The organism is Phytoactinopolyspora mesophila, assembly GCF_010122465.1.
Taxonomy (GTDB): Bacteria; Actinomycetota; Actinomycetes; order Jiangellales; family Jiangellaceae; genus Phytoactinopolyspora; species Phytoactinopolyspora mesophila.
In genome coordinates this window covers 1-26142 of the sequence record NZ_WLZY01000008.1, presented here as the reverse complement: position 1 = coordinate 26142, position 26142 = coordinate 1, and the positions used below count along the sequence as shown (strand labels likewise).

Genomic DNA, 26142 nt, shown 5'->3' with positions numbered 1-26142 from the left:
GACCTCCAGGGACAGTCGTTCTGGTTACCGGCCGGCTCATTCCTCGATGAAGTACTGGATGGTGTTGGTCGGTCCTGGCGACGGCCAGGAGGTGGAGTTGTACATGTGATCGGGGACGTTGTGCATCTTGTTCGTGACCACGCCGAGGCCCTCAGGCGGTGTGCTGACGCCGATCGAATAGAACTCCTCTTTGAGGATGTCCAGCAGTTCCTGCATCAACGCGACCTGCTCGTCCGGGTCGACGGTGGACAGGATCTGGTCGTAGAGCTCCATCTGCCGCCGCGGGCCCTCCGGCGGCTCCTCGGCGTTCGGGTTGTCCGGGTTCATGTACCACTCGCCCCAGGCCGAGCCGAAGTCGGCGGCCAGCGTCGACGGGAAGTACCAGTGGGTCTGCATGAACGGCACCAGCCCGCCGCTGCCGGTCCAGACGGTGGCCTCGTGCTCGCCGTTCTCGCGGACCCGCTCGGCGTGTAGCGAGCGGCTGATGCCGTTCAGCTCGAGGTTGACACCGACCTCCTCCCAGTAACCTTCGATGAGCTCCAGGGCGTCGGTCCACGAGTCCGTGACGTCGCTGGCATAGTCCATGGTGATCGAGATCGGGTTGCCATCCGGGCCGATGCGGCGGCCGTTGGAGTCCATTTCGTAGCCGGCGTCGTCCAGGTACTGGTTGGCGAGGTCGACGTCGTACTCGGTGTACTGCTTGGCGAGTTCCTCGTCGTAGAAGAGTTCGGTGGTGGGGGACATCTGGTACGGCTCGCCCTGGCCGTAGTAGACGAGGTCGATGATCTCCTCGCGGTTGATGGCGTGCGACAGCCCGATCCGGAAGTCCTTGTTCTGGAAGATCTCCCGCTTGGTCTCGTCCGGCGTCGTCTGGTTGAGGTGGATGGCCATGGTGTTCATGTGGTCCGGCTCGGTGGTGACGGTGCGATAACCACCTTGTTCGGCGTTGTCCATGATGAGCGCGCGGTCGGCCGGGGCGCCCACGGTGCGCTGGTAGTCGAGCTCGCCGTTCATCGCCTGCAGCTTGATCAGCTCGCTGTCCTCGACCAGGTTGACGACGTGGCGGTCGATGTAGGGCAGCTGGTTGCCTTCCGGGTCCACCTTCCAGTAGTACGGATTGCGCTCGAAGACCACCTGGGTGCCCTGGCCGAACGGCTGGGTCACTTGCCAGGCGTAGATCACCGGAAGGTCCGGGTTGCGCATCGGGTCGGCCTTGTCGACGAAGTTGTCGACCCAGCTGCCGAGTCCGGACTCTTCGACCAGTTCATCGAGGTCGTCGTCGTTGTAGTCCGGGTGGAACTGCTCCAGGTAATGGCGGGGTGTCGCGGTGAGGCGCTGAGTGGCCCATTCGGCGATGCCTTGCAGAAAGAGCCCGTGTGGCTGGCTGAACGTGAACTTCACCGTGTAGTCATCAAGCGCCTCGACCTCCGGCGGTCCGCCGCTGTCGAGGTGACGCGGATCGGCTTCGGCGGTCAGATCGTCGTGGAAGTAGTAGTCCTCCACGGCGAAGACGATGTCGTCAGCGGTGAACGGCTCACCGTCCGACCAGCGGATTCCTTCCCGCAGCTGGAAGATGAACTCGGTGCCCTCGTCGTTCACCTCGACATCCGTCGCGATGTTGGGGGTGGTCTCGCTGCCGCCTTCCCACTCGGGCGTCCAGTTGAACAGGCGCTCGTAGCCGATATGCCGGCGCTCGGTGGCTTCCAGTTCGGCGACGTCGGACTCCGCGCGCCGCCAGGTTCCGCCGTACACTCCGATGCGGTCGACGACGTCCACGACGAGCGGCTCGACCGGTAGCCGCTCCTCCAGTGGCGGAAGCTCGCCGGCGTCGACCATCTCGGCCAGCTCCGGCGCTTCACCACGCGACTCGGTCACGGCGTCGTCCGGTGCGTCGGGCAACGCCGCGCCTTCATCGGGAGTGGTGCCGCCGTCGGTTCCGGGGCTGCAGGCGGCGAGCAGTAGTGCTGCGCAGGACGCGAGGCCGAGGAACCGGTTTCGATGGTTCGTCAAGCGGCGAGAGCGGGAGGGCGGGTGAGCGGGGAAGGTGGTCATGATGAGCATGCTCCTAGGCCGAGGTCCGTCACGGGGCAGTTCAGGGAAGCGATGACTCTGTGTTGCCTGTGGTATCTGGTCTGTGTGCTGATTGTCAATCGTTTGGAGAGAATTTCATGCAAAAACGCTCAGAAAGTGAGCAACATGCGATCGACGAGTGGCGGCAGGCTGAACCTCAGGTGACACGATTACTGCACCGCAGGGGACCGTATGTTGAGATCGGTCATGACCTGCGGCGTTGGCCGACTGGACCCAAGGCGAAGTATTGACTCGGCTAGTTGCGCGGTCAAGATGGGATCTTCCGTAAAGCGAGCAGTACCGTGCATACTTGTTCTCGCATCGTGCTCATTTCCGATTGCCGATGTAGGAGGCCCTGTGAGCTCGCCCGGAGAAACCGTTCTCGACGTCATGGCTTTCAACATTTGGCATGGCGGAAACCTCGACAAACAGCATGCCCACGGCTTCGAGGAGCAGAACAAGAACGAGTTGCTCGCTTACCTCGCCCGCGAGCGGCCGGATCTGATCTTCCTCGTGGAGACGTACGGACTCGGGAAACGGATCGAGGAAGCGCTCAATCGAGACACCTCCGACGGCCGGGTATTCCGCGGCGTGCAGATCACTCGCGAGCCTCAACAGGCGTTCGACCGGGACAACCTCTGGTTGTTCACCTGGCTGCCGGTGCAGGAGATCTACCCGGCCATCAGCGAGCTCCCGGTGACGTCGTTTCACTTCGGCGGTGCGCGGATCGGGTTGCCCTCGGGCGGGCACTTTCATGCGTTCACCACGTGGATCTCGCATTTGGACAGTTCGTGGGGGCCGCTCAACCAGGCGGCCATGGAGACAGCCCTAGGCATCGAACGCACACACACCGAGGCTCAGCTGGTGGCCAGCGACCACGCTCGCCGGATCGAGATGGCCAAGCTCATCCTCGAAGACCGGTTGCCGCGATACGTCGACGACGACGCTCCGGTGCTGCTGGGCGGTGACTTCAACACCCAGTCGCACTTGGACTGGACCGAAGCGGCGGCCGCGGCGCCGCGGCGTGAAGGACTGGTTCTCCAATGGCCGGTGATGTCGATGTTCGCCGAGGCGGGATTCGTCGATACTTTCCGGTCCGCCCATCCCGACGTCGCCCGGTACCCGGGACGAACCTGGACGGCCGGTCACTCGTTCATGTATGCCCCGCTGCGCCTGGACTACGTGCTCGCCAAAGGTGACGTGGAGGTCCTCGCGTCGTCGACGCGCACCCGCCGGCTGCCCGAGCATCGAGGCGGCGACCTCGACGACCTGTATCCCTTCTACTCCGACCACGGCGCCGTCGTCTCCCGGCTGCGATTCGCCGGCGACACCGCTGGCGGCGCGGGCTACTCTCCCGCGAGACCAGCAGTCGACGAGCCGGAGGCTGGGGCATGGCCGGAGCTGCCCGGTCATCCGGGCGGTGTGCCCGTGCCGCCCGCGGAGATGACCGCGAGCGCATCGAGTAGCGCGGCGGGGTACGGCCCCGAGCTGGTGGTCGATGGTGATCCGCGCACGTACTGGCATTCGCGTACGGAACCGGGAACTCCGGACGCCCACCCGCACCAGCTCACCCTCGACCTGAGCCGGGAGCGGACACTGACAGCGGTTCGGTACCAGCCGCGGATCAATGGATACGGCGGTATCGCCTTCCGCTACACCTACCTGGTGAGTCTTGACGGTGTGTCGTTCGAGCGCGCCGCGGCGGGGGAATGGGACCGCGATTCGCTGCCCAAGGACGTCAGCCTGCCCGGGGTGCGCGCCCGGTATCTGCGGCTGGTCATCGAGGCAGGCGTTGCGGGGTACTCGTCGGCCGCCGAACTGATTCCCTACGAGTGATGAAGCCGGCAGGGGGAGTCGAGGTGGTGGTTGTCGCCGCCATCCCCGCCCGCTGCGGCGCTCCTTCGTCGCCCCTCCGCGCGCCCGACCACTCCCCGGATGGAGGCGACAACCACCACCTCGACTCAGCGGGCCGGTGCGGTCTGCGCTGGAAGAGTAGTCGCGGTCCACGAGTTTGAAGCAAGAGTGGCGCAAGATGGCGGTTTCTGCCCGATTACTCCTTGATCATCTCTTGACCGAGCGTAATGCGGCACCTAGACTCCCGGGAATTCGGGTATGCCTGAACGTTTCTGCTCGGTCTCGATCGGTTTGGTCCCTGCCCTGATCCTCGTCCAGGAGGTGCCCCGTGCGGCTGGCCCAACTCACCGTCTCGGCGTTGGCGGTCATGCCGCTGGCATCCGCCCTGCTTGTCACAGCGCCGGCCACCTCCGACGTGCCCGCCGCGGCCGGGCCGGACGAGCCTCGGGTGGTGCTCAGTGAGGACTTCTCCGGGGGTGAGATCCCGGATGGCTGGAATGCCGTCGAAGGTGCCTGGAGCGTCGAGGACGGCCGGCTGGTCGGCGCGAGCGAATCGTCGTCGCAGCAATCGCGGATCACCTTCGGACCGAACCTGCGTAACTACCGCGTCGAGGTAACGGTCCGGTTCGATGAGGTGGTCAACAGCGCACGCTGGGCCGCCGTGGCGCTCGACATCGCCGCCGACGGCTCGACGCCGTGGTGGATCGCGACCATGCGCAGTGGCACCTCAGCGCACAACGGCCTGGAATTCGCCCAGCGCACGGCCTCGAACTCCTGGAACGTGACTGATACCGCTCCCGCACCGTACGACGCCGGCACGGGGAACGATGTGCGGGTCGCGATCGAGGTTCGGGGCAGCCGGGCCACCTGGATTTTCGACGATGAGGTGGTCGTGAGCACGGCCGCGTTGCATCGTTCTGACGAAGGAGTTCTCGGCCTGATAGCGAACGGAGCAACAGTGTCCTTTGATGACGTCCTGGTCGTTGAGATCGACGACGACCCGATCACCCGCCCGATCGGGCCGGACTCGGTTCCGGCGGTGATCGCGCATCGGGGTTACTCCGGAGTTGCGCCCGAGAACACCTTGGCGGCGGTGGAAGCCGGTATGCGCACCGGTGCGGAGTACATCGAAATCGACGTTCACAGCAGTACCGACGGGGTGCCGATCGTCCTACATGACAGCACGCTCGACCGCACCACCGACGGCACCGGCGCATTGCGGGACGTGACCGCCGACTATGTCTCGGGCCTGGACGCGGGCTCATGGTTCTCGGCGGCCTTCGCCGGGCAGCCGGTTCCCACCCTGGCCGACGTCCTCGATCTGATGAAGGGCCGGGCCCCGGAACTGTTGCTCGAGATCAAGGGGCCGGAGACCTATGACGAGATGGTGACCACGATCGATGTGATCCGCGAGCGAGACCAACTCGACCAGGTGATCCTGCAGAGCTTCGACGAGCAGGTCCTTCGTGACGCGCGTGAGATCGAGCCGGACCTGCGCCTGGCGTTGCTGCGTTCGACGATCGACTCCGATCCGGCCGCGGTCGCCCGGGATTTCGACGTTGTCTCCTACAACCCGTCCTGGGCGCGGCTCCAAGATCGCCCGGAGGCGATCGCAGAACTGCACGACGCCGGCATCGCCGTGATGCCGTACACCGTCAACGATCCCGATCAGTGGGAGATCCTGCGCGACCTCGGCGTGGACGGCGTGATCACCGACCATCCGGGCCGGCTGGTCGGATGGAACGCGCGGCATGTGCAGACCGTGCCCGAGGAGCCGACCGTGCAGATTGTCTCTCCGGCCGACGGCGCGGTGCTGCGCCGCGGCGACGTCATCGTCCCCGCGGTCGTCACCGAGCGGGCGCACGACATCCAGATCACCTTCGACGGCGAGCCCGTCGAACAGGGCAGCGTCATTGACGCCGACAGCCTGGAACTGGGCGAGCACACATTGTTTGCGGTGGTGACCGGTGTGGCCGGAGAAGCCGAGGCGTCGGCGGTGGTCACCGTGGAGGCGTCGGCAGAGGGTCTGGTCCGGCTGGCCACCGGGCCCGAGGTCCCCAAACACATCCGCGACCAGTTGCTGGCCGCGATCGATCAGCAGGACTGGAGCCGTACGGCGCGGCTGGCGGAGCAGGCCGTGAACCGGGGTGACCTCGGAGCTCATCCCGGTGAGCTCATCGCGGCGGACGCCCACGCCCTCCGGTGATCGTCAGTGCGTTGTGGTCGTAACCCAACGACCACGGCGTACTGATGATCACCCCACAGCGACCACAACGCACTGACGATCACCGAGGACTCACGGAAGGAACTAAATCGATATGGGTACGACGAACAACTGGCGGAGATCACGTAGAGCGCTGGGGACGACGGCCGTGCTCGCGACAGCCGCGCTGCTTCTCGCCTCGTGTGGCGGGTCGAACGACGACGGCGGCATCGGCACGATCAACTTCTATTCACCCGAGACCGCGGACATGACCGAGGAGATCGCGTCGGCGTTCGAGGACCAGGTCGGCGGTAACGTGACGGTGACCTCCGGCGGCACCAACGAGATCGTCAACCAGATGCTCGCCGAGCAGGACAATCCGCGTGGCGACGTCTGGTACGGCGGCGGCGGGTTCATGCCGTTCGAGTTCGCCAAGGAGAACGGCCTCCTCGAGTCCTACACCCCGGACGTCGTCTCGGATTGGGAGCTGTTCGAGGGACCGATCCAGATGCGCGACGACGAGTGGTACTGGATCGGGGCAGACATCTTCGTGCTCGGCCTGGCCTACAACACCGAACTGGTCAGCGAGGACGAGCTCCCACAGACCTGGGAGGAGCTGGCCGACGAGCGCTGGCACGGCGAGATCCAGCTGCCCAACCCGGCGGCGTCCGGTACCGCCACGCTATTCGTGCTCAGCCAGGTGATGTCGCAGGGCGAGGACGCGGCCTGGGACTACTTCGATCAGATCGTCGAGAACGCCAGCGCCATCCCCGACTCCGGGGCCGGGCCCACCCAGGCGGTGGCCCAGGGCGAGGCCTCGCTCGGCGTGGCCTTCGAGTTCATGCCCTACCAGTTGCAGGAGCAGCAGGGCGCGCCGGTCGAGTTCCACATTCCCGAGAACACTCCCGTGCTGGTCAACCCGATCACGCTGATCGCCGACGGACCCAACCCGGAGGGTGCGCAGCAGTTCATCGAATGGTTCCTGAGCCCTGAGGGCCAGCAGATCCGCGCCGACTGGCACTACCTGGTCGCCAATGACGAGGTCGACATGCGGATCCCGCTGTCTCCGGAGGACGTTGTCGATTTCGCCATGGATCTCGACGTCGACTGGGTCTCGGAGAACTACGACAGCACCCGGACGGAGTGGGCAGACCGTTATGGCAGCTGACAACATGCTGGCCGAGACGGCCGATCAGGCGTCGGCTACCGGCGGCGACGGCTTCCTCGTGCTCCGGGACCTGACGAAGAAGTTCAACGACACCGTCGCTGTCCAGGGCGTCAGCGTCGGCATCGAGCAGGGCGAGTTCTTCGCGCTGCTCGGACCCTCGGGATGCGGCAAAACCACCACGATGCGGTGTATCGCCGGCTTCGAGCAGCCGACGTCAGGGCACGTGGAGATCGCCGGGCGTGCGGTCGCCGGGCTGTCGCCCGCGCAACGCGACACCGGCATGGTCTTCCAGAACTACGCCCTCTTCCCGCATTACGACGTCTTCCGCAATGTGGCCTACGGCCTGCTCATGGACCGCCTGCACGGGGGCGTGGGCCGCCGGGCGGGAGCCATCGGCAGCCTGCTGAACGGCCGGATCGCCCATCGGCAGGCGGAGGTGCGCGACGAGGTGGCGCGGGCCCTGGAACAGGTGGATCTGGCCGGATACGAACGCCGCAAGATCAGCCAGCTCTCCGGCGGGCAGCAACAGCGAGTGGCCCTGGCGCGGGCATTGGTCAAACAGCCGTCGGTGCTGCTCATGGACGAGCCGCTGTCTAATCTGGACCGCAAGCTGCGCAATCAGATGCGGTACACGATCCGCGACATCCAGCAGCGGGTCGGCATCACGACGATCTTCGTGACCCACGATCAGGAAGAGGCCATGAGCATGGCCGACCGGATCGCGCTGATGCGAGACGGCAAGATCGTCCAGGTCGCCAAGCCATCGGAACTCTACGAACGCCCAGCCACGCCGTGGGCGGCTGACTTCGTGGGGACGTCCAACCTGCTGGACGGTCAGATCGCCGGGCGATCGGACGGCGTGGGGTCACGCGTTGACGTCGGCGGCCTGGGCTTTCGCTCCGAAGACAGCTGGGACGCCGCTGACAAGCAGTGCAAGGTGCTCATCCGGCCGGAGGCGATCAACGTGTCGCGGGCGCCGGACAATGGTGGCTCCGCTGCCGGCGGCGGCACGAGAGAGCCTAACCAGTTGCTGGGCAGGGTGCGCCACGTCGGTTTCCTGGGCGCCATCGTGCAGTACGAGGTCGAGACGCCGGCCGGGCTGGTTCTCGCCGAGCATTCCTTCGGCGGGCCGTCGTCGTTGATGGAGGTCGGCGACAACGTCGTGCTCGGCGTTCATCCGTCGCGGGTGCGCCTGCTCGCCCCGGAGGACCGGCCGTGAGTGGCGTGGGCACCCGCGAGCCGGCCGCCCCGGAGACGGGGCCGCAAGCCGATTCGGCCCCCGGGCGATCCGGGCCGCGCGGCTGGTTGCGCCGCCATCTCGACACACTAGGGGTCGTCCGCGTACTGATCTGGACGTTCTTCGCCGTCTTCCTGCTCATCCCGCTGATCTCGCTGGTGGTGGTGAGCCTCACCGGGCAGCCGGCCAACCTGCTCGGCGCCGTCTTCGACGGGCAGCTGCGCACCACCAATCTGGAGCGGCTGGCCGACGCGTCCTTCGGCACGTTCATCGACACGGTGACCCGCCCGGCCTATGTCTCGGCTCTGGGCAACAGCCTGGTGCTGGCGACCTGGGTGGCGCTGATCACGACCTTGATGGCGATGCCGATCGCGTACGGGATCGCGCGCACGGCCATGCCGTTCAAGCGCACCCTCATGGTGTTGTGCACGGTACCGATCGTGATCCCGACGATGGTCGGCGCCGGCGGCCTGATCATCATGTTCGGCCGGTCCGGCTGGGCGACCGCTCTGTATCAACGCCTGGGCGGCGACGGGACGATCTTCAACGTCAATTCCATGACCGGAATCGTGCTGGCCATGGTGTTCTTCCTGTTCCCGTTCGTCCTCTGGCCCATGGTGGCGGCCTTCCGGGTAGCTGACGTATCGGTGGAGAACGCGGCGATGAACCTCGGCGCCCGCGGCATGACGCCGTTCTTCACCGCGACACTGCCGCTGGCACTGCCTGGGGTGATCTCCAGTGCCCTGCTGATCTTCGCGATCGCGTTCTCCGACTTCGGCGCGGCGATCGTGCTCGCGCCGCCCGACCTCAACCTGATCGTCGTACAGGCTTATCGCGAGATCGCGGGTTTCTTCAACTGGGCCGGCGCCTCGGTTCTGGTGATCGTGATGACGGCCGTCGTGGCGGCGTTCTTCGGGCTCCAGCGGCTGGTGCTGCGCGGCAAGGGGTACGGCACACTGACCGGCAGAGGTGCGACCATCGAGCTCAACCGGTCCAAGGGGCTGTGCCGCGGGCTGGCCGTGTACAGCTCGATCGTCGTGCTGCTGCCGACGCTGGTGTTGCTGTCGGTGTTCGTGATGTCGTTCTCGCGGCGCTGGAGCGCGAGCCTGGCTCCGCAGGAGTGGACCCTCGCCCACTATGAGCGGGTCTTCGGCCGGGGTTTCGACAACGTGATCAACAGCCTGATCCTCGGCGCCGGAGCGTTGCTGATCTGCCTGGTGGCCGGGACGTTCATCACCTATTTCGTGCACCGTCACAAGTCCACCGGTCTGGATTTCTTGACCACCATCCCGCTGATCGTTCCGGGAATCGCGCTCGGCATCGCGCTCATCCAATCCTTCAACGCGGGCCCCCTCGTGCTGACCGGGAGTGCGTTCCTGCTGGTTGTCGGGTATGCGATCCGCCGGCTTCCGTACATGCTGCGGTCGACGGCCGGGAGCATGCAGGCGATCGGCAACGACGTCGAGGAGGCGGCCAGCAGCCTCGGCGCGTCCCGGTTCACCGCCGTGTCGACGGTGATCTTCCCGCTGCTGGCACCGGGCTTGCTTGCCGGGTCGATCCTGGTGTTCGTCACGGTGATCAAGGAGACGAGTATCACCGTGCTGATGGCTCCGGCCGCCTGGCAACCCATGAGTTACCGCATCTTCGAAGCACTACATCGAGGCGAGATTTTCACCGCTTCGGCGCTGTCCGTCCTACTGGTGGTGATCGTGGTGCTGCTGCAGCAGATCGCCTACCGGCTCAGTGGCGGCATGTCTCCGAATCGCTGAGATGGCCGTCACCGATTCCCGCACCTATCCACGTGTGGCCCCGGCCAGGGGCCACCGACGAGCGTCATGCGCTCATGACACGACAAGGGTTGATGGATGTATATCGTTGTTGATCTCGATGGCACGGTCTATCGGGGGGACGAGGCGATTCCGGGCGCGGTCGAGGCCCTGGAACTGCTGGCCGAACGTGGTCACCAATGTGTGTTCGTCACCAACAATTCGTTGTCGCCGACGTCGGCGTACGTCAAGAAGCTCGAACGCCTCGGCGTCAAGCTGGAGCCCACCCAGATGCTGACGGCCAGCGAGGCGCTCTCGACGCGGCTGCTGGACGTCTTCGGCGCCGGAGCCGCGGTGTACGTGGTCGGAGCGGAGGCGTTACACGATGAGATCGCCTCGGCCGGCCTCCGCCCGGTCGAAGACCACCGGATGGCCGACGTCGTGGGGCTGGGCTGGGACCGCGACTTCACCTATGCCAAGCTCGACGCCATTTGCGCGGCCCGCTGGGACGGGATACCCGTCTACGCCACCAACCCTGATCCCACCTGCCCCCTCGTGGACGGGCAGGTGCCTGACTGCGGCGCCCTGATCGCCGCGATCGAGACAGCTACGGGCTGGCCGATCGACGAGGTTGTCGGTAAGCCGTCGGTCAGAATGGTCGAGCTGGCGCTGGCCCGCTATGGCGGAACGACGGACGACTGCTGGGTGGTCGGGGACCGCCTCGAAACGGATGTGCGGATGGCGCTGGACTGTGGCGCCAACTCCGCGCTCTTGCTCAGCGGCGCGACATCGCTGGCAGCTGCCGAGGCCTCGGCATTGAAACCGACTATCGTGTGTGACGACCTATCCGAGTTCGCCAGGGTGCTCACCGACGGAGCTGGATCTCAGACGCACTAAGAGGCAGCCATGAACCAACAGGCAGAATCATCGTGATACCCGAGGAGCGCCGGCAACGTATCTACGATCGGCTCATCGAGGCGGGCGCGGTGCGCGTATCCGACCTGAGCAAGGAGCTCGGTGCTTCGGAAACGACGATCCGCCGGGACATGGCCCGCATGGAAGCCAAAGGGGTGCTCGAACGCACCCACGGCGGCTCCATCCTGACGCGGCGGATGAGTTCCGAGCCGCGCTATGACGACAAGGACGAGTTGGAGGTCGGTGCGAAGAGATCCATCGGTCAGGCCGCTGCCGACCTCGTCGAGCCGGGCGAGATCATCTTCGTCAACAGCGGATCCACCAACCTGCAGGTGCTGCGGCATCTGGCGTTGAAGCAGGGCGTGCGCGTTATCACCAACAACGCCGCGGCCCTCGAAGCATGGCGTGAGGGCAATGAACTCGTCCTGTCCGGGGGGCGGTACAGGCAACGGTCGAATTCCTACGTCGGCCCACTGGCCGCGCAAGCAATCCGGTCGATGCATGCCGACCGCTGTTTCATCGGGGTCGACGGCATCAGCCTCAGATACGGATTGACCACCCCGAACGAGGGCGAGAGTGAGATCGCCCGGTTGATGATCGCCGGCACCTTGGGCTCGGTGGTGGTCGTCGCCGATCACACGAAGATAGGCATCGTGGCTCAGTTCGCATCAGCGCCGCTCGAACGTGTATCGGCGCTGGTCACCGATCGTCCGCTGGCTGAAGACTTCGAGGCGGCGCTGGCCGAGCTCGAAGTCGAGGTGATCTACGCCGGCGAGCAGCATTAGATAGGCGACGACCTGCGCCCAGACGGACGTGGCTGGCATGATCAGATGAGTTGAGAAGGGTGCCCGCCCAGCAGCGGGCCCGAAGGTGTGAGCGGCCTCTGAGCGCCGTCACGTCCCATGAGTGAGGAGCCACGTACCACCATGCGTCGATGTCTGTCTCTTGTCCTTGTGCCTGCACTGATTCCGTTGAGCGCACTCTCGCTCGCGGCGCTGGCGGTGCCCGCGTCGGCCGCCCCGGCAGAGCCCGGCGCACATGCTGGCGAAAGTAGTGTCGCCGCTGGCCAGCGTGCTGCCGATCCGGACAAGAGCATCGCCTTCTACGTCGGCAAAGACCTGACCGCTGATGGTCACGTGCTGCTCGGTGGCTTCGGGCACGAGCCCTCGAGCCACTGGGTCGAAGTGGTGCCACGGCAGACCCACCCGGAGGGTTCGACGATCACTGTCGGGGCCACCGAGGAGGCGGACATGCCTGGTCAGCTGACCGAGATCCCGCAGGTGCCGGAGACCGCGCGTTACATCACCTCCAATTACTCCGAGTTCGCCGGTTTCCCCGCCCCGCTGACGAACGGCGGCCTGAATGAGCACAACGTCGCCGCTCGCGACGTGTGGTCCAACTCCCGCGAGGAACTGTGGGACATGACACCCGAGGACCAGACCGGGCCGAGTTACTCGGATCTCTCGCGCATCGCGATGGAGCGCGCCACGAGTGCCCGCGAAGCGGTCGAGATCCTCGGCGATCTCATCGACACCTACGGCTACACCACCTACGGCGGCAACTCGCACTTGTTCGCCGACGAGAACGAGGGGTGGATCTTTATCGAGTTTTCCGGCGGGGAAGGTCTCTGGGCCGCCGAGCGCCTCGGCTCCGACGACATCAGGGTTTCGTATCCCGGTTATATGCACGAGTTTCCGGTCGAGGCGGTCGATGGCGAACATCCGGACTACCTCGGCTCAGCCAAGCTGATCGACTTCGCGGTGGAGCAGGAGTGGTACGACCCCGACGCTGGCGAGCCGTTCAATATCCAGGAGGTATACCAGCAGGAGTTTCCGACCGGCGAGTTCGATATCGGACAAGTCGCCGACCCTGAGGATCCCGCACCTTACCGGAACCCGGTATCACTGGAAGCCGAGCTGGCAGAGCTCGCGCCGGTCACTCTGCAGGACATGATGCGGCTGGTCCGTGATCCGCGATGGTCCGACGACCGCGCCGGCTACGGCCACGTCGCCGAGCTGCGTGATGATCTCGACCACCCCGAGCTCGCGACCCTCTGGGTGGCGTCTACGGCGGCGGCCACCGCTCCGTACATTCCGATCGCCATCGGGACCGAGGCCGTTCCGGTCGAGTACACCCAGCACCGGTACCTGACGTCGGGTGCGGCGTCGAGCTATCTGAATCCGGAGTATGCCGAACAAGAGGCGACCGAGTACGCGACCCAGACCTTCAAACGCCTGATGTATGCCACGTGTGCTCGGCCCGAGGCTCATCTGGCGAACGTCACCGATGCGCTCGAAGGATTCGAAGCCGGAATCCTCGAGGAGTGGCCGGACGTACTGCAGGAGGCATCGGACGCGTACTCCAACGGCGGCGACGGCGCGCGAGTTCTGACCGCCTACACCGCCGCTCAGGCCATGGACGGGCTGACGCTGGCCAACCATCTGCTGGAGTCGGTACTGGATCAGTTGCGGCAGGACGGTGGGCTGCGGCAACCCGACGTGGAAGTTCCTGAAGGCACCACCGCTTCGGCTCGATCGCTGAGCATGGAGCTCGACGGCGTGTCGGCCCGAGACCGGGTGAACTGTGACGTGGGCGGCGGCTGGACCGACGGCAACACGCTCGACCGGCAGGGCGCCTATGGCGACCCCGACGATGTTCCGGATTTCCGTGCCGAGGCATCTGGGGCCAACGGCATGGTGTGGGGATGGGCAGTGGCCGCCGGCTTGGTGGGTCTGCTGCTCGGTGCCGCGCTCTCCATGCTGCTGCGGCGGCGCGCCTGAATGACGTGCCCGGCGATCGTGATGGCCGTCGTGTCTCGACGGCCCGCGGTCATCATGATGGTGGGCTACTGTCTCACTCGCGTGGTGTGTCTGTTGTGTGCTGATCGGAGATCATCCGGACGGAGAAGTGTCCCTTCTTCGGGCTCCGCTCGACGGTCAGACCGGTACGTAGGCCCTCCATGACCCGCGCGGCTTCTTTCTTGTAAGCCCGCTCTGAGACGGTGACCCGGCCACCCGCTTGGCGAATAAGAGCGCCGAGCAAGGCGGCGGTGAATACTTGCGGTGAGACATAGAGTCCGGCCACGGCGTCGTCGTCTGGCTGTTCAGTCATCAACCCCCCTTTACATGCGCGTCGAAACCCGCCTCGGTCCCAGCGGGGCAGCCGAAGCGGGCTATGTGTATGCGGTGCAAATCGAATGGGGCGAGGTGGAAGTACACCTGGCAGGAAGTCAGAGTTTACTATACTTATCGCGCAATGAGTAGGGTCGTTTATTCTCCGGACTGGGGGAATCATGACTCTTCATTCATCCCCCAACCCGTCTCGGAGCAGCACTAATAACTCTAGGTGACTATTTCGAGCCGATCCTGTCAGGAATCCTGGAGATCGCGTAGGTAGCCAGCGAACTTTTCCAGACCGTCGATATTACGCGGACTGCTGATCCCTTCGTTGTAGTCGAGAACGAAGAAATTGTCCTCGACCACCGCCGGCAGTTCGCTGGTGACCGATGACGTCTTCAGGAATTCGATCTTCTCGTCCGCGGGCTGGTCGCCGTAGTCGAGGATGACGATCACCTCAGGGTCCGCGGCGACGACCGACTCCCATCCGACCTGCACCCAGCGCTCATCGAGATCGGCGAAGATGTTCTCGCCGCCGGCAAAACGGATGATGTCGTTCGGAGGCACCTGGTTGCCGGCCGTGAACGGCTGGTCGGTGCCGGAATCGTAAAGGAACACCCGCAACTGGTCAGCCTCGGGAAGCTGTTCCTGGACGGCTTCGACGCGCGCCTGCATTTCTTCGACCAACTCGTCCGCGCGGTCCTCGACGCCGAAGATCTGGCCCAGCCGCTCTAGGTCCGCGTAGAGCCCGTCGAATGGGTCCACCCGTTCGGGAAAGCCTGGATAGTTGAAGCACGACTCGGTGTGCATGAAACTCTGAATCCCGAGTCCGTCGAGGATCTCGGGGGTGATGCCGCGTTGGTCGCTGAAGCCCGAATTCCAGCCGGCGACGACGAAATCCGCTTCCGCGTCGACCACGAGTTCCCGGTTCAGCAGGTCGTCGCTGAGAAATTCCACCTTCTCGTACTCCGATGCCCATGGCGAATCCTCCACCGGCGGATTGGCCGGAGGCATCACGTATCCGTGCACGTGATCGGTGAGCCCCAGGGCGAACATCTTGTCCGCGCTGCCGCCTTCGTACACCACAGCTCGCTGAGGTGTGGTGTATTCGACGTCTTCACCACACCGTTTGACGGTGACCGCTTCGGTGGTGTTGTCGTCGTTCTCGATATCCGCGCCGCAGCCGGCGAGCAGTGTGCCGGCGGTCAGGACAGCGAGCGTTTTGCGGGTCGGGGTCATGACGGGGTTCCTTTCACAAGATCCGGGTCCAGCGAATACAAGAGCTGGGGGTCGCCGGTGAGGGGATGGGCGATGATCTCGGCGTCGACGCCGAAGACGTTCCGGATCAGCGCAGTGGTCAGGATTTCGCGCGGAGTTCCGGATGCCACCAGCCGGCCGCCGGCGAGCACGCCCAGGTGGTCGCAGGCTGCTGCTGCGAGGTTGAGGTCGTGCAAGACGATGAGCACGGTCAGGCCGGACCCCTTGAGCAGTGAGAGCAGCTCGATTTGGTGGCGCACGTCGAGGTGGTTCGTGGGTTCGTCGAGCACCAGCACGCGCGGCTCCTGCACAAGGGCGCGTGCCACCAGCACACGCTGACGTTCTCCACCGGAGAGTTCGAGCACTCCGCGGTGCGCCAGGTGGGTCACATCGAGTTGCTTCATCGCGCGCCGGCACAGCTCCCGCTCCCGTGCGCTGAGCGGCTGATTGCCACGCAGGTGGGGGGTGCGTCCGAGGGCGATCACTTCCTCGACGGTGAAATCGAGGTCGGTCCCGCTCTCCTGGCTCAGCGCGGCTACCAGCTGCGCGCTCTGCCTCAGACTGAGAGTGCTGAGATCGTGGTCGCCGATCCACACGGCGCCGGAGCTCGGTTTCAGCGCCCGATACACGCACCGCAGCGCAGTGGACTTGCCGGACCCATTCGGCCCGACGAGCCCTACGACGTGCTCGGAGCGGACGTCGAGTGAGAGCTCGCGGACCAGGTCTGTGCCGTTCAGGCGCACCGAGAGCAGATCAAGGTTGAGGTCCATCAACGGCCCCCGAACAGGTAACTCTTGCGGCGCATCAGGGTGATGAAGACCGGGACGCCGACGAGCGCGGTGATCGCGCCCAGAGGCAGCTCGCGGGGAGCCACCAGCGTGCGCGACACGAGGTCGACCCACACCATGAAGATGGCGCCGACGAAGGGTGTGATGGTGAGCACGCGACGATGACTGGCGCCCACGATGATCCGCACGATGTGCGGGATGATCAGCCCGACGAACCCGATGGCGCCGCTGACCGCGACCATCGCGCCGGTCATGACGGCGGTGAGCGCGAAGAGGACTTTGCGCACGCCGCTGGCGTCCACTCCGAGGCTCGCGGCGGTTTCGTCGCCCAGCGCCATGACGTCCAGGGGTCGGCTGAACCGGTGCAGTACGACGAGGCCGGCGGCTACCGCGATCGCCACGACGGGCAGCGCGCCCCACGTCGCCGCGCCGAAGCTACCCATCGACCAGAAGAGCACCGTGCTCGTGGCCTCGCTGCTGGGGGCGAAGTAGATGATCACGCTCATGATCGCCTGGAAGCCGAACGACATCGCGACTCCGGTCAGCACCAGCCGCAACGGCATGACACCTGCCCGGGAGTACGAGATCAGAAAGACGAGCAGGGTGGCTCCGAGCGCGCCCAGGAACGCGCCGATGGAAACGGCGTAGATCCCCACGGTGGCGAGCGCTCCGAACACGCCGACGGTCACCGCACCCACGGAAGCGCCCGAAGAGACGCCCAGGATGAAGGGGTCGGCGAGGGCGTTGCGCACCATTGCCTGAATCACCACGCCCACGACACCCAGGCCCGCTCCGACGATGACCGCGAGTAGCACCCGTGGGGTGCGGACCTGCCAGATGATCTGGTAGCGGGTGGATTCGTCGGCTGGAATACTGCCACCGGTCACGGACGCCCACAGATAACGGGCGGTGTCGGACGGCGGCACCACGGCCGAGCCGAGGCCGATCGCTACCACAACGGACACCACCAGCAGGACGGTAAGTACAACTACCGCCAGAGCGATGCCGCCGCGGGTGCTCAGCCATCGAACTCTGGGCGCGTCCCGACCATCGGTATGAGTGCTCTGATGGTGGGGGTCGTTGGACGTGGCCTGCTGTGTTCCGGCAGGCACGGTCACTGTCGGCAGCCTCTCAGTTCAGGAAATGATCGTCATTCTCGTATGATGAACCGACGGGTCGGTTCATTCCATGTGCACGGGTATCGTAACAAGAGTGAGAATCATTTCTTGAATGGGCTTATGCGTATCCCGGGCCGGTGCTGTTGTGGGGTGACCGGAGCCCGCGTCGGCTGCGCGGCTCAGCCGGCGCGAACGGCCTGAGCGCGGATCTCGATCCGGATCTTCTGTGACACCAGCCAGCCGCCCGTTTCGAGTGCGACGTTCCAGGTCATGCCGTAGGCTTCTCGGTCGATCTCGCCGGTGGCGCTGAGCGCCAGGCGTTCACCGCCCCATGGGTCGCCGGTGACGCCGTCGATGGAGAGGTCGAGAGTGATCGGCCGGGTGATTCCCTTGATCGTCAGGTCGCCGGTGACCAGGAGTCGCCCGCTGCCACGACGGCGGCGTACTACCTTGCCATCGACCATGTCCCACTTGGCGTCGGGGTCGCCGCCGATGATCTCTCGTGAGACATAGGAGATCGAGGGGAAGTGTTCGACGTCGAGAAAGTCGGAGCTGCTGAGGTGGGCGTCGCGATCAGCGGCACCGGTGACGATGCTCGCTGTTTTGATGGTCGCGCCGGCCCGGGAATCGAGCGGATTCTCGGCGACGTGGATGACCCCCTCCACCTCTTCGAACCTGCCTCTGACCTGCGTCACCATCAGATGGCGTGCGACGAAGCCCACGGTGGTGTGGGTAGGGTCGATGGTGAAAGTTCCGGGCAGAGGCAGGTGTGCGCCGTTCCATTCGCGCACGCCGGCAGGCTCGGCCATGTGCACCCCCGTGCATGACATGTTCGGCCTATGCGGTTCACGTCATTGTCAAGTAATGGTGACCTGACGAGCAGCTACATAGACATTTCGGCCATATCGTACCGGATGAATCGAATCAAGCCCTCATCTCAGAGGACTGTGAACAATAGGCCGCGTTGTGGCGCGGCGCTGTGTGCATGATCAACGGGAAACGAGGGCGAGGGTGAAGAGGACGGCCGCCGCCAGTGAACCGAGTGCGCGGACGTGGTTGCTCCTGGTCCACTCCCTGACATACTGCCCCCAGTGGGCTTCGGCGTTCGGGTCGGCCGGATCCAGCTCGGCGAGCGCGTTGTTGCGCGGGACGTTGTAGCCGGCGGTCACCACGATCGCTGCGATGAGGTAAGTGACGCTGCCCGCCAGCACGTATCCGGCCCAGGTTTCGCCCAGTTCAGCGATCGAGACGATCAGCAGCACGATCGAGATCAGCGCCGGAGCGAACAGCGTCGTCATGAAGACCGGCCGGATGGCCACGATGTTGATCTGCTGCATCGCCGCGATGCCTTGGGTTGCGGAAAGCCGGGCCAGCGCGGGCATCACCATGACCGAGAAGATGAGGAAACAGCCGGCCATGACAGCGGATCCCACGGCTGCGACCGTGGTCAGGACATGTATCGGGCCATCGATCATGGGCATAGCTTGCCACAGCGTGCGCCGCATACTGGTCCTATCCAGTACCCAGCCCTTCGTTGATCGTTGCCGGTTTCAGGCTGTTGTCCGGCGGCTTTGTGTCCCGATTGTGCTATTTTCGACAGCGAAAAGCTGACAACGATCACCGACGCTGCTGAGTGGCGAGACCGTTGGCGAAACGGCCGCGTGGCAGGATGAAACCCGTGCCACACACACTGGCCGGCCGGGCCGAAAATCCCACCCAGGCCAAGGTTCTGAAACTGCTGCGGGACGAAGGTCCGTTGTCGCGCGTTCAGCTGGCGGACCGGATGGGGGTCTCCCGCACGACGATGGCTGGTGAGATCAACCGCCTCGCCGAGCTCGGTCTCGCCGAGCCCGCTGGGCCCGCGGCTTCACGCGGCGGGCGCCGCTCCACCCTGGTTGACCTCTCGGCCGACCTGCGCTTCGTCGGAATCGACATCGGCGCGACATCGATGTCCGTGGCGATCACCGACGGCCGGCTGGCTGTGCTGGGCGAGCGTCACCACATGGCGATGGATGTGCGCTTGGGCCCGGAACACGTGCTCGGTGCGGCCCTGGAGCTGACTCGCGAGGTGCTGGCTGAGCAGAACATCGACCGGCCGGCAGGTGTGGGTATAGGTGTACCCGGCCCAGTGGACTTCCACGGCGGCATTCCGGCAGCACCGCCGATCATGCCGGGTTGGGACGGCTATCCGGTGCGTGATGCGGTGGCCCGCGAGCTCGGGTGCCCGGTTCTGCTGGACAACGACGTCAACTTGATGGCGTTGGGGGAGCAGCATTCGGGGGTCGCGAAGTCGGCGCCGTCGTTCCTATTCGTCAAGATAGGAACCGGAATCGGCTGCGGCATCATCGTGGGCGGCCAGCTGTACCGCGGCGTCGACGGCTGCGCGGGCGACATCGGGCACATCCGCGTAGAGGAGGTCGGGCCGATGTGTGCCTGCGGCAACACTGGATGCCTGGAAGCGTATTTCGGTGGCGCGGCCCTCGCGCGGGACGCGTTGGCCGCTGTCCGCAACGGTCGCTCGCCCGCCCTCGCCGCACTGCTTGAGGAGAAAGGCGAGCTGACGGCGGCCGACGTCGCTCAAGCCGTCAGCCGGGGTGACGGGCATGCCGTCCAATTGATCCGGGACGGCGGCAATCGGGTGGGCTGGGTGCTGGCGAGCCTCGTGTCATTCTTCAACCCCGGTCTGATCGTCATCGGGGGCCGGGTTGCCCGGCTCGGGCATCCGTTGCTCGCCGAGGTGCGAGGCGTCGTCTACCGTCGCTCGCCGCCGTTGGCCACTGGGAACCTGCCGATCGTGCTCAGTGAGATGGGCGACGATGCCGGTGTCGTCGGTGCGGCGGCATTGATCAGCGAAGCCGTCTACGCGGCTGGTTGAGCGCGGATCCTGGCACGGGCTGCCTTGCGCGCCCCAAATGCCGGTGATCGTCAGTACGCCGTGGTCGTAGTCCCACGACCACGGCGTACTGACGATCACCTCACAGCGACCACAACCCACTGACGATCACCGGATTCGGCGACTTTTACGCCGCATGCGACCAATGCGCCCAACTAAACGCGGACGGCCGTCGTTCTTTCGCAAGTTTATGTCGAAAGTTTGACGAAAAGTATTGACCTATTGCTTGGTTAACAATATGTTTCGACATCAACCAGTCACTGTCGGGCGCCGGACGGAGGTGGTGAACCTCGCGCATATGCGCCCCGCGCAACTGCCCATCGTCTTCGGTCTCATTCACCAGGAGAACGACATGGCACGTCCGGAGATCAACCGGCGGCAGTTTCTGAGCGCTGTCGCAGGTACAACGGCGGCCGTCAGTACGGCCACCATCGCAAGCTCACTCTCGGCCTCGGCGGCGCCAAGAGCCCGGCTCATCCCACGCGGGCGAATCGGCATCCAGCTGTTCACGATCCGTAACCTCGTCAGCGAATTAGGATTCCGGGCCGTGTTCGAAGAGCTCTCCCGGATGGGGTACCGGCATGTGGAGTTCGCCGGCTACACCTCGTCGGCCGAGCCAGGCATCACGCCCGCGCGGATCCGGCAGCTGCTCGACGACAACGGGCTCAACGGCATCGGCGGCCACCGCGGCATCAACGATTTCCGCAACAACATGGAGGCTGAGCTAGACATCGCCGAAACCCTCGGGTTGCCCTACATCGGCACGGCCAACGAGCCGGTGTCTCCAGGTAACCGCACGGTGGCCGGCTACAAGGCGGCTGCCGAAGAGTTCAACGGTTTTGGCGCCGCCGCGGCCGCGCGCGGGCTCAAGTGGTATCACCACAATCATCACAATGAGTTCCGCTTCGCCGCGGACGATCCAGGTGTGCGTCTCTACGACCTGCTCCTGTCCGAGACGGACCCGAAGCTCGTCTACCTGGAGATGGACATCTACTGGGCCTACGCCGGGCAGCACATTGCTCCGGGCTTCGAACCTGTCGAGTACGTCAAAGCGAACCCACGCCGCTATCCCCTTTTCCACGCCAAGGACGGCGCCAGCAACCCGGACAACCCGAACGGCTACGACATCGTCGAGTTCGGCGCGGGTGATATCGACTTCGCGTCGTTCTATCGCGAACTCCGGGCCGTCGGCGCATATATCTCGCTGTGGGAGCAGGACAACGCTCCCGGCACCCCGCCGGAGCTCGGCGGAGCCTTCGGCGCCGCGGAGCGCAGCTACGAGGCGATGTCGACGCTTCGCGGCTGACGGATCACGGCCTCTGGTCTCCGGGCACTGCGCACCTGTGGCGTTCGAGGACTGCAATACGCGAGGGCCGGCCCATTGCGGCGTTCATGAGTGACCAGGCGCGCAAAGTGGGCCGACCCTCCGCACTACCTGCCTGACAAGGAGAAATGTCAGATGATGTCGATATCAACCCGAATCGCGGCCGTGATCTCGGCCATCGCCGTCGCCGCGGCAGGCCTTGCCGGCGTGGCCCCCGCGGGCGCGCATGACCATCCCGACACCGACTGGGAAGACTACGAAAAGATCACCCTGACGAGTGAAGTCGGTGAGCCGATGTCGATGGCGGTTCTCCCGGACCGGCGGGTGCTGCACACGAACCGGCAGGGCCAGTTCCGCCTCTACGATCCGCAGACGGCAAGCACCCGCGTGATCACGTCGCTGCCGGTGTACCAGTTCTCCGAGGACGGGATGCAGGGCATCGCGCTGGATCCGGATTTCGAGGACAACGGCTGGGTGTACGTGTATTACTCGCCGGTGATCCCCGGCTTCCCGGAAGGGCCCGCGCCGAATGAGGTCGAGCCTGGTGGTGACACGAGCATTTTCGACGACTACGTCGGGCACAACGTGCTGTCGCGGTTCCAGTTCGTCGACGACCCGGTGAACCCCTACATTGACCTGGACTCCGAGCAGGAGATTCTCGAGGTGCCGATCAACCGGGGACTGTGCTGCCACAACGGCGGGGATATCGGTTTCGACTCACAGGGCAACCTGTTCCTGTCCACCGGCGACGACACCAATCCGTTCCAATCGCAGAACTACACGCCGATCGACGTTCGCCCGTATCGCAACCCGGGGTTCGACGCGCAACGTACCTCGGCCAACACGGCTGATCTGCGGGGGAAGCTGCTGCGGATCACCGTGAACGAGGACGGTTCCTACGACGTTCCGGACGACAACATGTTCACCAGCGGCGAGTGGGACCATCTGTTCCCGGATGGGGTCTACGATCCCGAACTGGCCCGGCCGGAGATCTACGCGATGGGTTTCCGCAACCCGTTCCGGTTCTCCGTCGACCCCGTGACCGATGCGGTCTACCTCGGCGACTACGGCCCGGACGCGAGCGCGCCGAATCCGGATCGCGGCCCCCGGGCGACGATCGAATGGGTGGTCATCACCGAGCCTCGCAACCACGGCTGGCCGTACTGCGTGGGCAACAAGTTCCCGTACGTAGATTACGACTTCGAAACCGGTGAGTCGGGAGACACCTTCGACTGCGACGCCCCGGTGAACGAGTCGCCGCTCAACACCGGCCTAGAACAACTGCCCCCGATGACCCCCGCCGAGGTGTGGTACCACAACAGCACCGTCGTCCCGGAGTTCCCCGAGCTGGGCAGTGGCGGTGGCGGGCCGATGGGCGGGCCGGCCTACCAGTACGACGCCGACGTGGCTGAGCAGTTCCCGACGGCGTTCCCGGTGGAGTTCGACGGCGTGCCACTCTTCTACGAGTGGACCCGGAACTACATCAAGCAGTTCCATCTCGACGACGACGGCACAGCCGTGCACGAGATCACCGACATGCTGCCGGATATGGACTGGAACGCTCCGATGGACATGGAGTGGGGACCCGACGGCTCACTGTACGTGCTGGAGTACGGCGGCGGGTTCTTCGTCGAGCACCCGCTGGCACAGCTGTCCAGGGTTGACTACGTCGCCGACGGCCGCTCGCCACGTGCCCGGGTGACCCCGTCGGTACGCTCCGGCCAGGCCCCGCTCGAAGTTGCCTTCTCCAGCGAAGGGACGGAGCACCCGGACGAGGACGTGGAGATCGCCGAGTACCACTGGAACTTCGGCGACGGAGCGACATCCACCGAGACACACCCCACGCACACGTTCACCGAAAACGGCGTCTACCCGGTCACGCTGACCGTGACCGACACCAATGGGCTGACCGGACAGGCAGGCACGACGATCGTCGTCGGGAATACCGCGCCCGAGGTCGATCTGGCGCTGCCGGTGGACGGCGGGTTCTTCGACTGGGGCGAAGGTGGCGGTTATCGGATCGACGTGACCGACGTCGAAGACGGCGACATCAATTGCGACGAGGTGATCCTGAACTCCGCCCTCGGTCACGACGAACATGCTCATCCCATGGGTGAGCAGCGAGGATGCGAGGGTACCTTCGACACCCCCGCCGACTCCGGACACGGTCCGGATCTGAACGTGTACTGGGTGCTCACGGCCCGGTACACCGACCGCGGCGCCGAGGGCCTGCCCACCCTGACCGGTACCGATCAGGTGACACTTCAGCCGAAGCGGAAGCAGGCGCAGTTCTACGACGCGGCCGAAGGGGTGAGCACCCAGAACGCGCAAGACCCGGAGGAGAGCGGTGGTCAGCGGCTGTCCGACGTGAACCACGGCGATTGGGTGGCCTTCGAACCGGTGCACCTGCTGAACATCGACGAGATCGAGTTCCGGGTCCGCTCCGAGGGAGCCGGCGGAACCATCGAGCTTCGCCGCGATGCGCCGGACGGGGAACTGCTCGGCGCTGCCGAGGTGACCAACACCGGGGGCGATTGGGAGTTCGTGTCGACCGAGGTGAACGATCCGGGCACGACGTTCACCGCGTACCTGGTGTTCACGAACCCGGACGCCGACGCGGATGCGGAGCTGTTCAACCTGAACTTCTTCGATGCGATAGGCGAAGGAGTGGCGGGGCCGCCGCCGTCGCAGGTGTGCGAGGGCACGATTGTGCTTGGTGTCGCCGATTCCGGAGTCGAAGACCGGGATGCCGGGACCGGAACCTGCGTCAGCGAACTGCTCGACGACGGGCGGGAGTGGCGCAACCGTGGTGAGTTCGTCTCGCATGTCGACGGTGTCACCCGCGACCTGCTGGCCGACGCTGTCATTACCAGCAACGAACGTGCGCTGCTGGTTCGCGCCGCGGCGCGGTCGGGCATCGGCGGGCGTAGCTGAAGACACATGCGGGTAAGGACGGGGTCCTCGCCGTGCCGGCGGCGAGGACTCTGCATCGTGAACGACGGGGCGTCGCCGCGCCAGCGCACAAGCACTGCCGTTGAATAGTGTCAGCACGGAGGTGTTTCGGAGACGAAACCTGCGTCGGGCGAGTTCGGCTTCGCGCTGGCTCGGCCACGATTCGCCACCAGAAAACCGTAATCAACTACAGGGGATCTTCTATGACTGATGACAGCAGGCCGATACTGGGGATCGGCATGGTGGGTTACGCCTTCATGGGTACTGCCCACTCGCACGGGTGGCGCAACGCACGCAGCTTCTTCGACTTGCCATTGGCGCCCCGGCTGGCCGTGCTCGGGGGACGGCAGGTCGAGCGTGCACACGCGGTGGCGGAGAGGTTCGGCTGGGAACAAGTCGAAACCGACTGGCGGGCGCTGATCAACCGGGACGACATCGGACTGGTCGACGTGTGTACTCCGGGCGACAGCCATCCCGAGATCGCCATCGCGGCGTTGGAGGCGGGTAAACACGTCCTGTGCGAGAAACCGCTGGCCAACTCGGTTGCCGAGGCCGAAGCCATGGTCGAGGCGGCACAAGCGGCACGTGATCGCGGCGTGCGGTCCATGGTCGGGTTCACCTACCGGCGCGTCCCTGCTGTCAAGCTGGCCCAGACCTTGGTGGCACAGGGCCGCATCGGTGAGATCCGCCATGTGCGAGCTCAGTACCTGCAGGACTGGCTGGTCGATCCCCAGGTGCCGATGTCGTGGAGGTTGGAGAAGGATCGGGCAGGATCCGGATCACTTGGCGACATCGGCGCACACATCGTCGACCTCACCCAGTTCATCACCGGTGAACAGATCTCCGGCGTCAGCGCCATGATGGAGACCTTTGGGCGGCAGCGCCCGCAGCCCGAGCCCGCGGCGGGGACGGGCAGCAAGCTCGGCGGCCACGTCGGTGACGCGGAGTCTGCCGAGTTGGGTGAGGTCACCGTGGACGACGCCGCGGTCTTCCTCGGCAGGTTCACCGGTGGAGCGCTGGCTACCTTCGAGGCCACGCGGTATGCCACGGGCCGCAAGAATGCCATCCGGATCGAGATCAACGGCTCTGCCGGTGCGCTGGCATTCGACTTCGAGGACATGAACGTGCTGCACTTCTACGACGCCGATGAGGAATCGTCGTCCGCGGGCTTCCGCCGGATCCTCGTGACCGAGCCCGAACACCCCTATCTCGAGGCGTGGTGGCCGCCTGGTCATCTCCTCGGATACGAGCACGGGTTCACCCACCAAGCTGTTGACCTGCTCACGGCGATTGCGGAGGACCGCGACCCCGAGCCGTCGTTCGAGGACGGGCTCCGGGTGCAGAAGGTGCTGGCCGCCGTCGAGCGGAGCGCTACCAAGGACAGCGCCTGGACCACCGTGTAACTACGCGGTGATCGTCAGTGGGTTGTGGTCGTGATGAGGTGATCGTCAGTGGGTTGTGGTCGCGGGTTCGCGACCACA

Annotated in this window: 19 protein-coding genes; 12 read left to right on the top strand and 7 right to left on the bottom strand. The window is 65.2% G+C overall.

The genetic code is table 11. The features are described from left to right. Positions 1–36: 36 nt before the first annotated feature. Positions 37–2052 (bottom strand): ABC transporter substrate-binding protein, encoded by a 2016-nt coding sequence (locus F7O44_RS21010; RefSeq protein WP_162452264.1) that lies wholly within the window; start codon positions 2050–2052, stop codon positions 37–39. A 375-nt stretch (positions 2053–2427) separates the two neighbouring features. On the opposite strand from F7O44_RS21010, the gene F7O44_RS21005 reads away from it, so the two are divergent. From F7O44_RS21005 to F7O44_RS20970, 8 genes are all read left to right on the top strand, one after another. Further along, the gene (locus F7O44_RS21005) at positions 2428–3906 is read left to right on the top strand and encodes a discoidin domain-containing protein (protein ID WP_162452263.1); all 1479 of its coding nucleotides are present in this window, start codon (positions 2428–2430) and stop codon (positions 3904–3906) included. Positions 3907–4252: 346 nt separating this feature from the next. Further along, a complete protein-coding gene (locus F7O44_RS21000; RefSeq protein ID WP_162452262.1) occupies positions 4253–6130 on the top strand; it encodes a glycerophosphodiester phosphodiesterase family protein in 1878 nt (625 codons plus the stop codon). A 112-nt stretch (positions 6131–6242) separates the two neighbouring features. Then, on the top strand, positions 6243–7295 hold the full coding sequence (locus F7O44_RS20995; protein WP_162452261.1) for an extracellular solute-binding protein: 1053 nt from the start codon (positions 6243–6245) through the stop codon (positions 7293–7295). Then, a complete protein-coding gene (locus tag F7O44_RS20990; RefSeq protein WP_222851564.1) occupies positions 7285–8514 on the top strand; it encodes an ABC transporter ATP-binding protein in 1230 nt (409 codons plus the stop codon). Before F7O44_RS20995 ends, F7O44_RS20990 begins: the two co-directional genes overlap by 11 nt. Then, complete coding sequence (locus F7O44_RS20985) at positions 8511–10301, top strand: ABC transporter permease (RefSeq protein WP_222851563.1); 1791 nt, start codon at positions 8511–8513, stop codon at positions 10299–10301. Before F7O44_RS20990 ends, F7O44_RS20985 begins: the two co-directional genes overlap by 4 nt. Positions 10302–10397: 96 nt before the next feature. Beyond that, on the top strand, positions 10398–11195 hold the full coding sequence (locus tag F7O44_RS20980; protein ID WP_162452260.1) for an HAD-IIA family hydrolase: 798 nt from the start codon (positions 10398–10400) through the stop codon (positions 11193–11195). 32 nt (positions 11196–11227) lie between these two features. Beyond that, on the top strand, positions 11228–11998 hold the full coding sequence (locus tag F7O44_RS20975) for a DeoR family transcriptional regulator (protein WP_162452259.1): 771 nt from the start codon (positions 11228–11230) through the stop codon (positions 11996–11998). Positions 11999–12139: 141 nt separating this feature from the next. Then, positions 12140–13993, top strand: a complete 1854-nt coding sequence (locus F7O44_RS20970; protein WP_162452534.1) for a C69 family dipeptidase — start codon at positions 12140–12142, stop codon at positions 13991–13993. Between the two features lie 73 nt (positions 13994–14066). Here the strand turns inward: F7O44_RS20970 and F7O44_RS20965 are convergent, their stop codons facing one another. The 6 genes from F7O44_RS20965 to F7O44_RS20940 form a co-directional block, all read right to left on the bottom strand. Then, positions 14067–14324, bottom strand: a complete 258-nt coding sequence (locus F7O44_RS20965; protein ID WP_162452258.1) for a hypothetical protein — start codon at positions 14322–14324, stop codon at positions 14067–14069. A 257-nt stretch (positions 14325–14581) separates the two neighbouring features. Continuing rightward, positions 14582–15568, bottom strand: a complete 987-nt coding sequence (locus F7O44_RS20960; RefSeq protein ID WP_162452257.1) for an ABC transporter substrate-binding protein — start codon at positions 15566–15568, stop codon at positions 14582–14584. After that, positions 15565–16356 (bottom strand): ABC transporter ATP-binding protein, encoded by a 792-nt coding sequence (locus F7O44_RS20955; RefSeq protein ID WP_162452256.1) that lies wholly within the window; start codon positions 16354–16356, stop codon positions 15565–15567. Before F7O44_RS20955 ends, F7O44_RS20960 begins: the two co-directional genes overlap by 4 nt. Then, complete coding sequence (locus F7O44_RS20950) at positions 16356–17492, bottom strand: FecCD family ABC transporter permease (RefSeq protein WP_222851561.1); 1137 nt, start codon at positions 17490–17492, stop codon at positions 16356–16358. Before F7O44_RS20950 ends, F7O44_RS20955 begins: the two co-directional genes overlap by 1 nt. Positions 17493–17671: 179 nt before the next feature. Further along, complete coding sequence (locus tag F7O44_RS20945; protein WP_162452255.1) at positions 17672–18301, bottom strand: YceI family protein; 630 nt, start codon at positions 18299–18301, stop codon at positions 17672–17674. A gap of 180 nt (positions 18302–18481) precedes the next feature. Continuing rightward, the gene (locus F7O44_RS20940) at positions 18482–18967 is read right to left on the bottom strand and encodes an anthrone oxygenase family protein (protein ID WP_162452254.1); all 486 of its coding nucleotides are present in this window, start codon (positions 18965–18967) and stop codon (positions 18482–18484) included. A gap of 215 nt (positions 18968–19182) precedes the next feature. On the opposite strand from F7O44_RS20940, the gene F7O44_RS20935 reads away from it, so the two are divergent. From F7O44_RS20935 to F7O44_RS20920, 4 genes are all read left to right on the top strand, one after another. Beyond that, on the top strand, positions 19183–20367 hold the full coding sequence (locus F7O44_RS20935; RefSeq protein ID WP_425501417.1) for an ROK family transcriptional regulator: 1185 nt from the start codon (positions 19183–19185) through the stop codon (positions 20365–20367). A gap of 316 nt (positions 20368–20683) precedes the next feature. Continuing rightward, on the top strand, positions 20684–21691 hold the full coding sequence (locus F7O44_RS20930; RefSeq protein WP_222851559.1) for a sugar phosphate isomerase/epimerase family protein: 1008 nt from the start codon (positions 20684–20686) through the stop codon (positions 21689–21691). A 153-nt stretch (positions 21692–21844) separates the two neighbouring features. Further along, positions 21845–24643, top strand: coding sequence for a PQQ-dependent sugar dehydrogenase (locus tag F7O44_RS20925; protein ID WP_162452252.1), 2799 nt, complete (start codon positions 21845–21847; stop codon positions 24641–24643). A 221-nt stretch (positions 24644–24864) separates the two neighbouring features. After that, positions 24865–26064, top strand: a complete 1200-nt coding sequence (locus F7O44_RS20920) for a Gfo/Idh/MocA family protein (RefSeq protein WP_162452251.1) — start codon at positions 24865–24867, stop codon at positions 26062–26064. The last annotated feature ends 78 nt before the right edge of the window (positions 26065–26142 follow it).

What these genes read in the sequence shown, in the direction of transcription:
- F7O44_RS21010 (WP_162452264.1), bottom strand. Translation starts at nt 2,052, where the DNA reads ATGACCACCTTCCCCGCTCACCCGCCCTCCCGCTCTCGCCGCTTGACG.
- F7O44_RS20995 (WP_162452261.1), top strand. Translation starts at nt 6,243, where the DNA reads ATGGGTACGACGAACAACTGGCGGAGATCACGTAGAGCGCTGGGGACG.
- F7O44_RS20990 (WP_222851564.1), top strand. Translation starts at nt 7,285, where the DNA reads ATGGCAGCTGACAACATGCTGGCCGAGACGGCCGATCAGGCGTCGGCT.
- F7O44_RS20980 (WP_162452260.1), top strand. Translation starts at nt 10,398, where the DNA reads ATGTATATCGTTGTTGATCTCGATGGCACGGTCTATCGGGGGGACGAG.
- F7O44_RS20970 (WP_162452534.1), top strand. Translation starts at nt 12,140, where the DNA reads ATGCGTCGATGTCTGTCTCTTGTCCTTGTGCCTGCACTGATTCCGTTG.
- F7O44_RS20965 (WP_162452258.1), bottom strand. Translation starts at nt 14,324, where the DNA reads ATGACTGAACAGCCAGACGACGACGCCGTGGCCGGACTCTATGTCTCA.
- F7O44_RS20960 (WP_162452257.1), bottom strand. Translation starts at nt 15,568, where the DNA reads ATGACCCCGACCCGCAAAACGCTCGCTGTCCTGACCGCCGGCACACTG.
- F7O44_RS20955 (WP_162452256.1), bottom strand. Translation starts at nt 16,356, where the DNA reads ATGGACCTCAACCTTGATCTGCTCTCGGTGCGCCTGAACGGCACAGAC.
- F7O44_RS20945 (WP_162452255.1), bottom strand. Translation starts at nt 18,301, where the DNA reads ATGGCCGAGCCTGCCGGCGTGCGCGAATGGAACGGCGCACACCTGCCT.
- F7O44_RS20940 (WP_162452254.1), bottom strand. Translation starts at nt 18,967, where the DNA reads ATGATCGATGGCCCGATACATGTCCTGACCACGGTCGCAGCCGTGGGA.
- F7O44_RS20930 (WP_222851559.1), top strand. Translation starts at nt 20,684, where the DNA reads ATGCGCCCCGCGCAACTGCCCATCGTCTTCGGTCTCATTCACCAGGAG.
- F7O44_RS20925 (WP_162452252.1), top strand. Translation starts at nt 21,845, where the DNA reads ATGATGTCGATATCAACCCGAATCGCGGCCGTGATCTCGGCCATCGCC.
- F7O44_RS20920 (WP_162452251.1), top strand. Translation starts at nt 24,865, where the DNA reads ATGACTGATGACAGCAGGCCGATACTGGGGATCGGCATGGTGGGTTAC.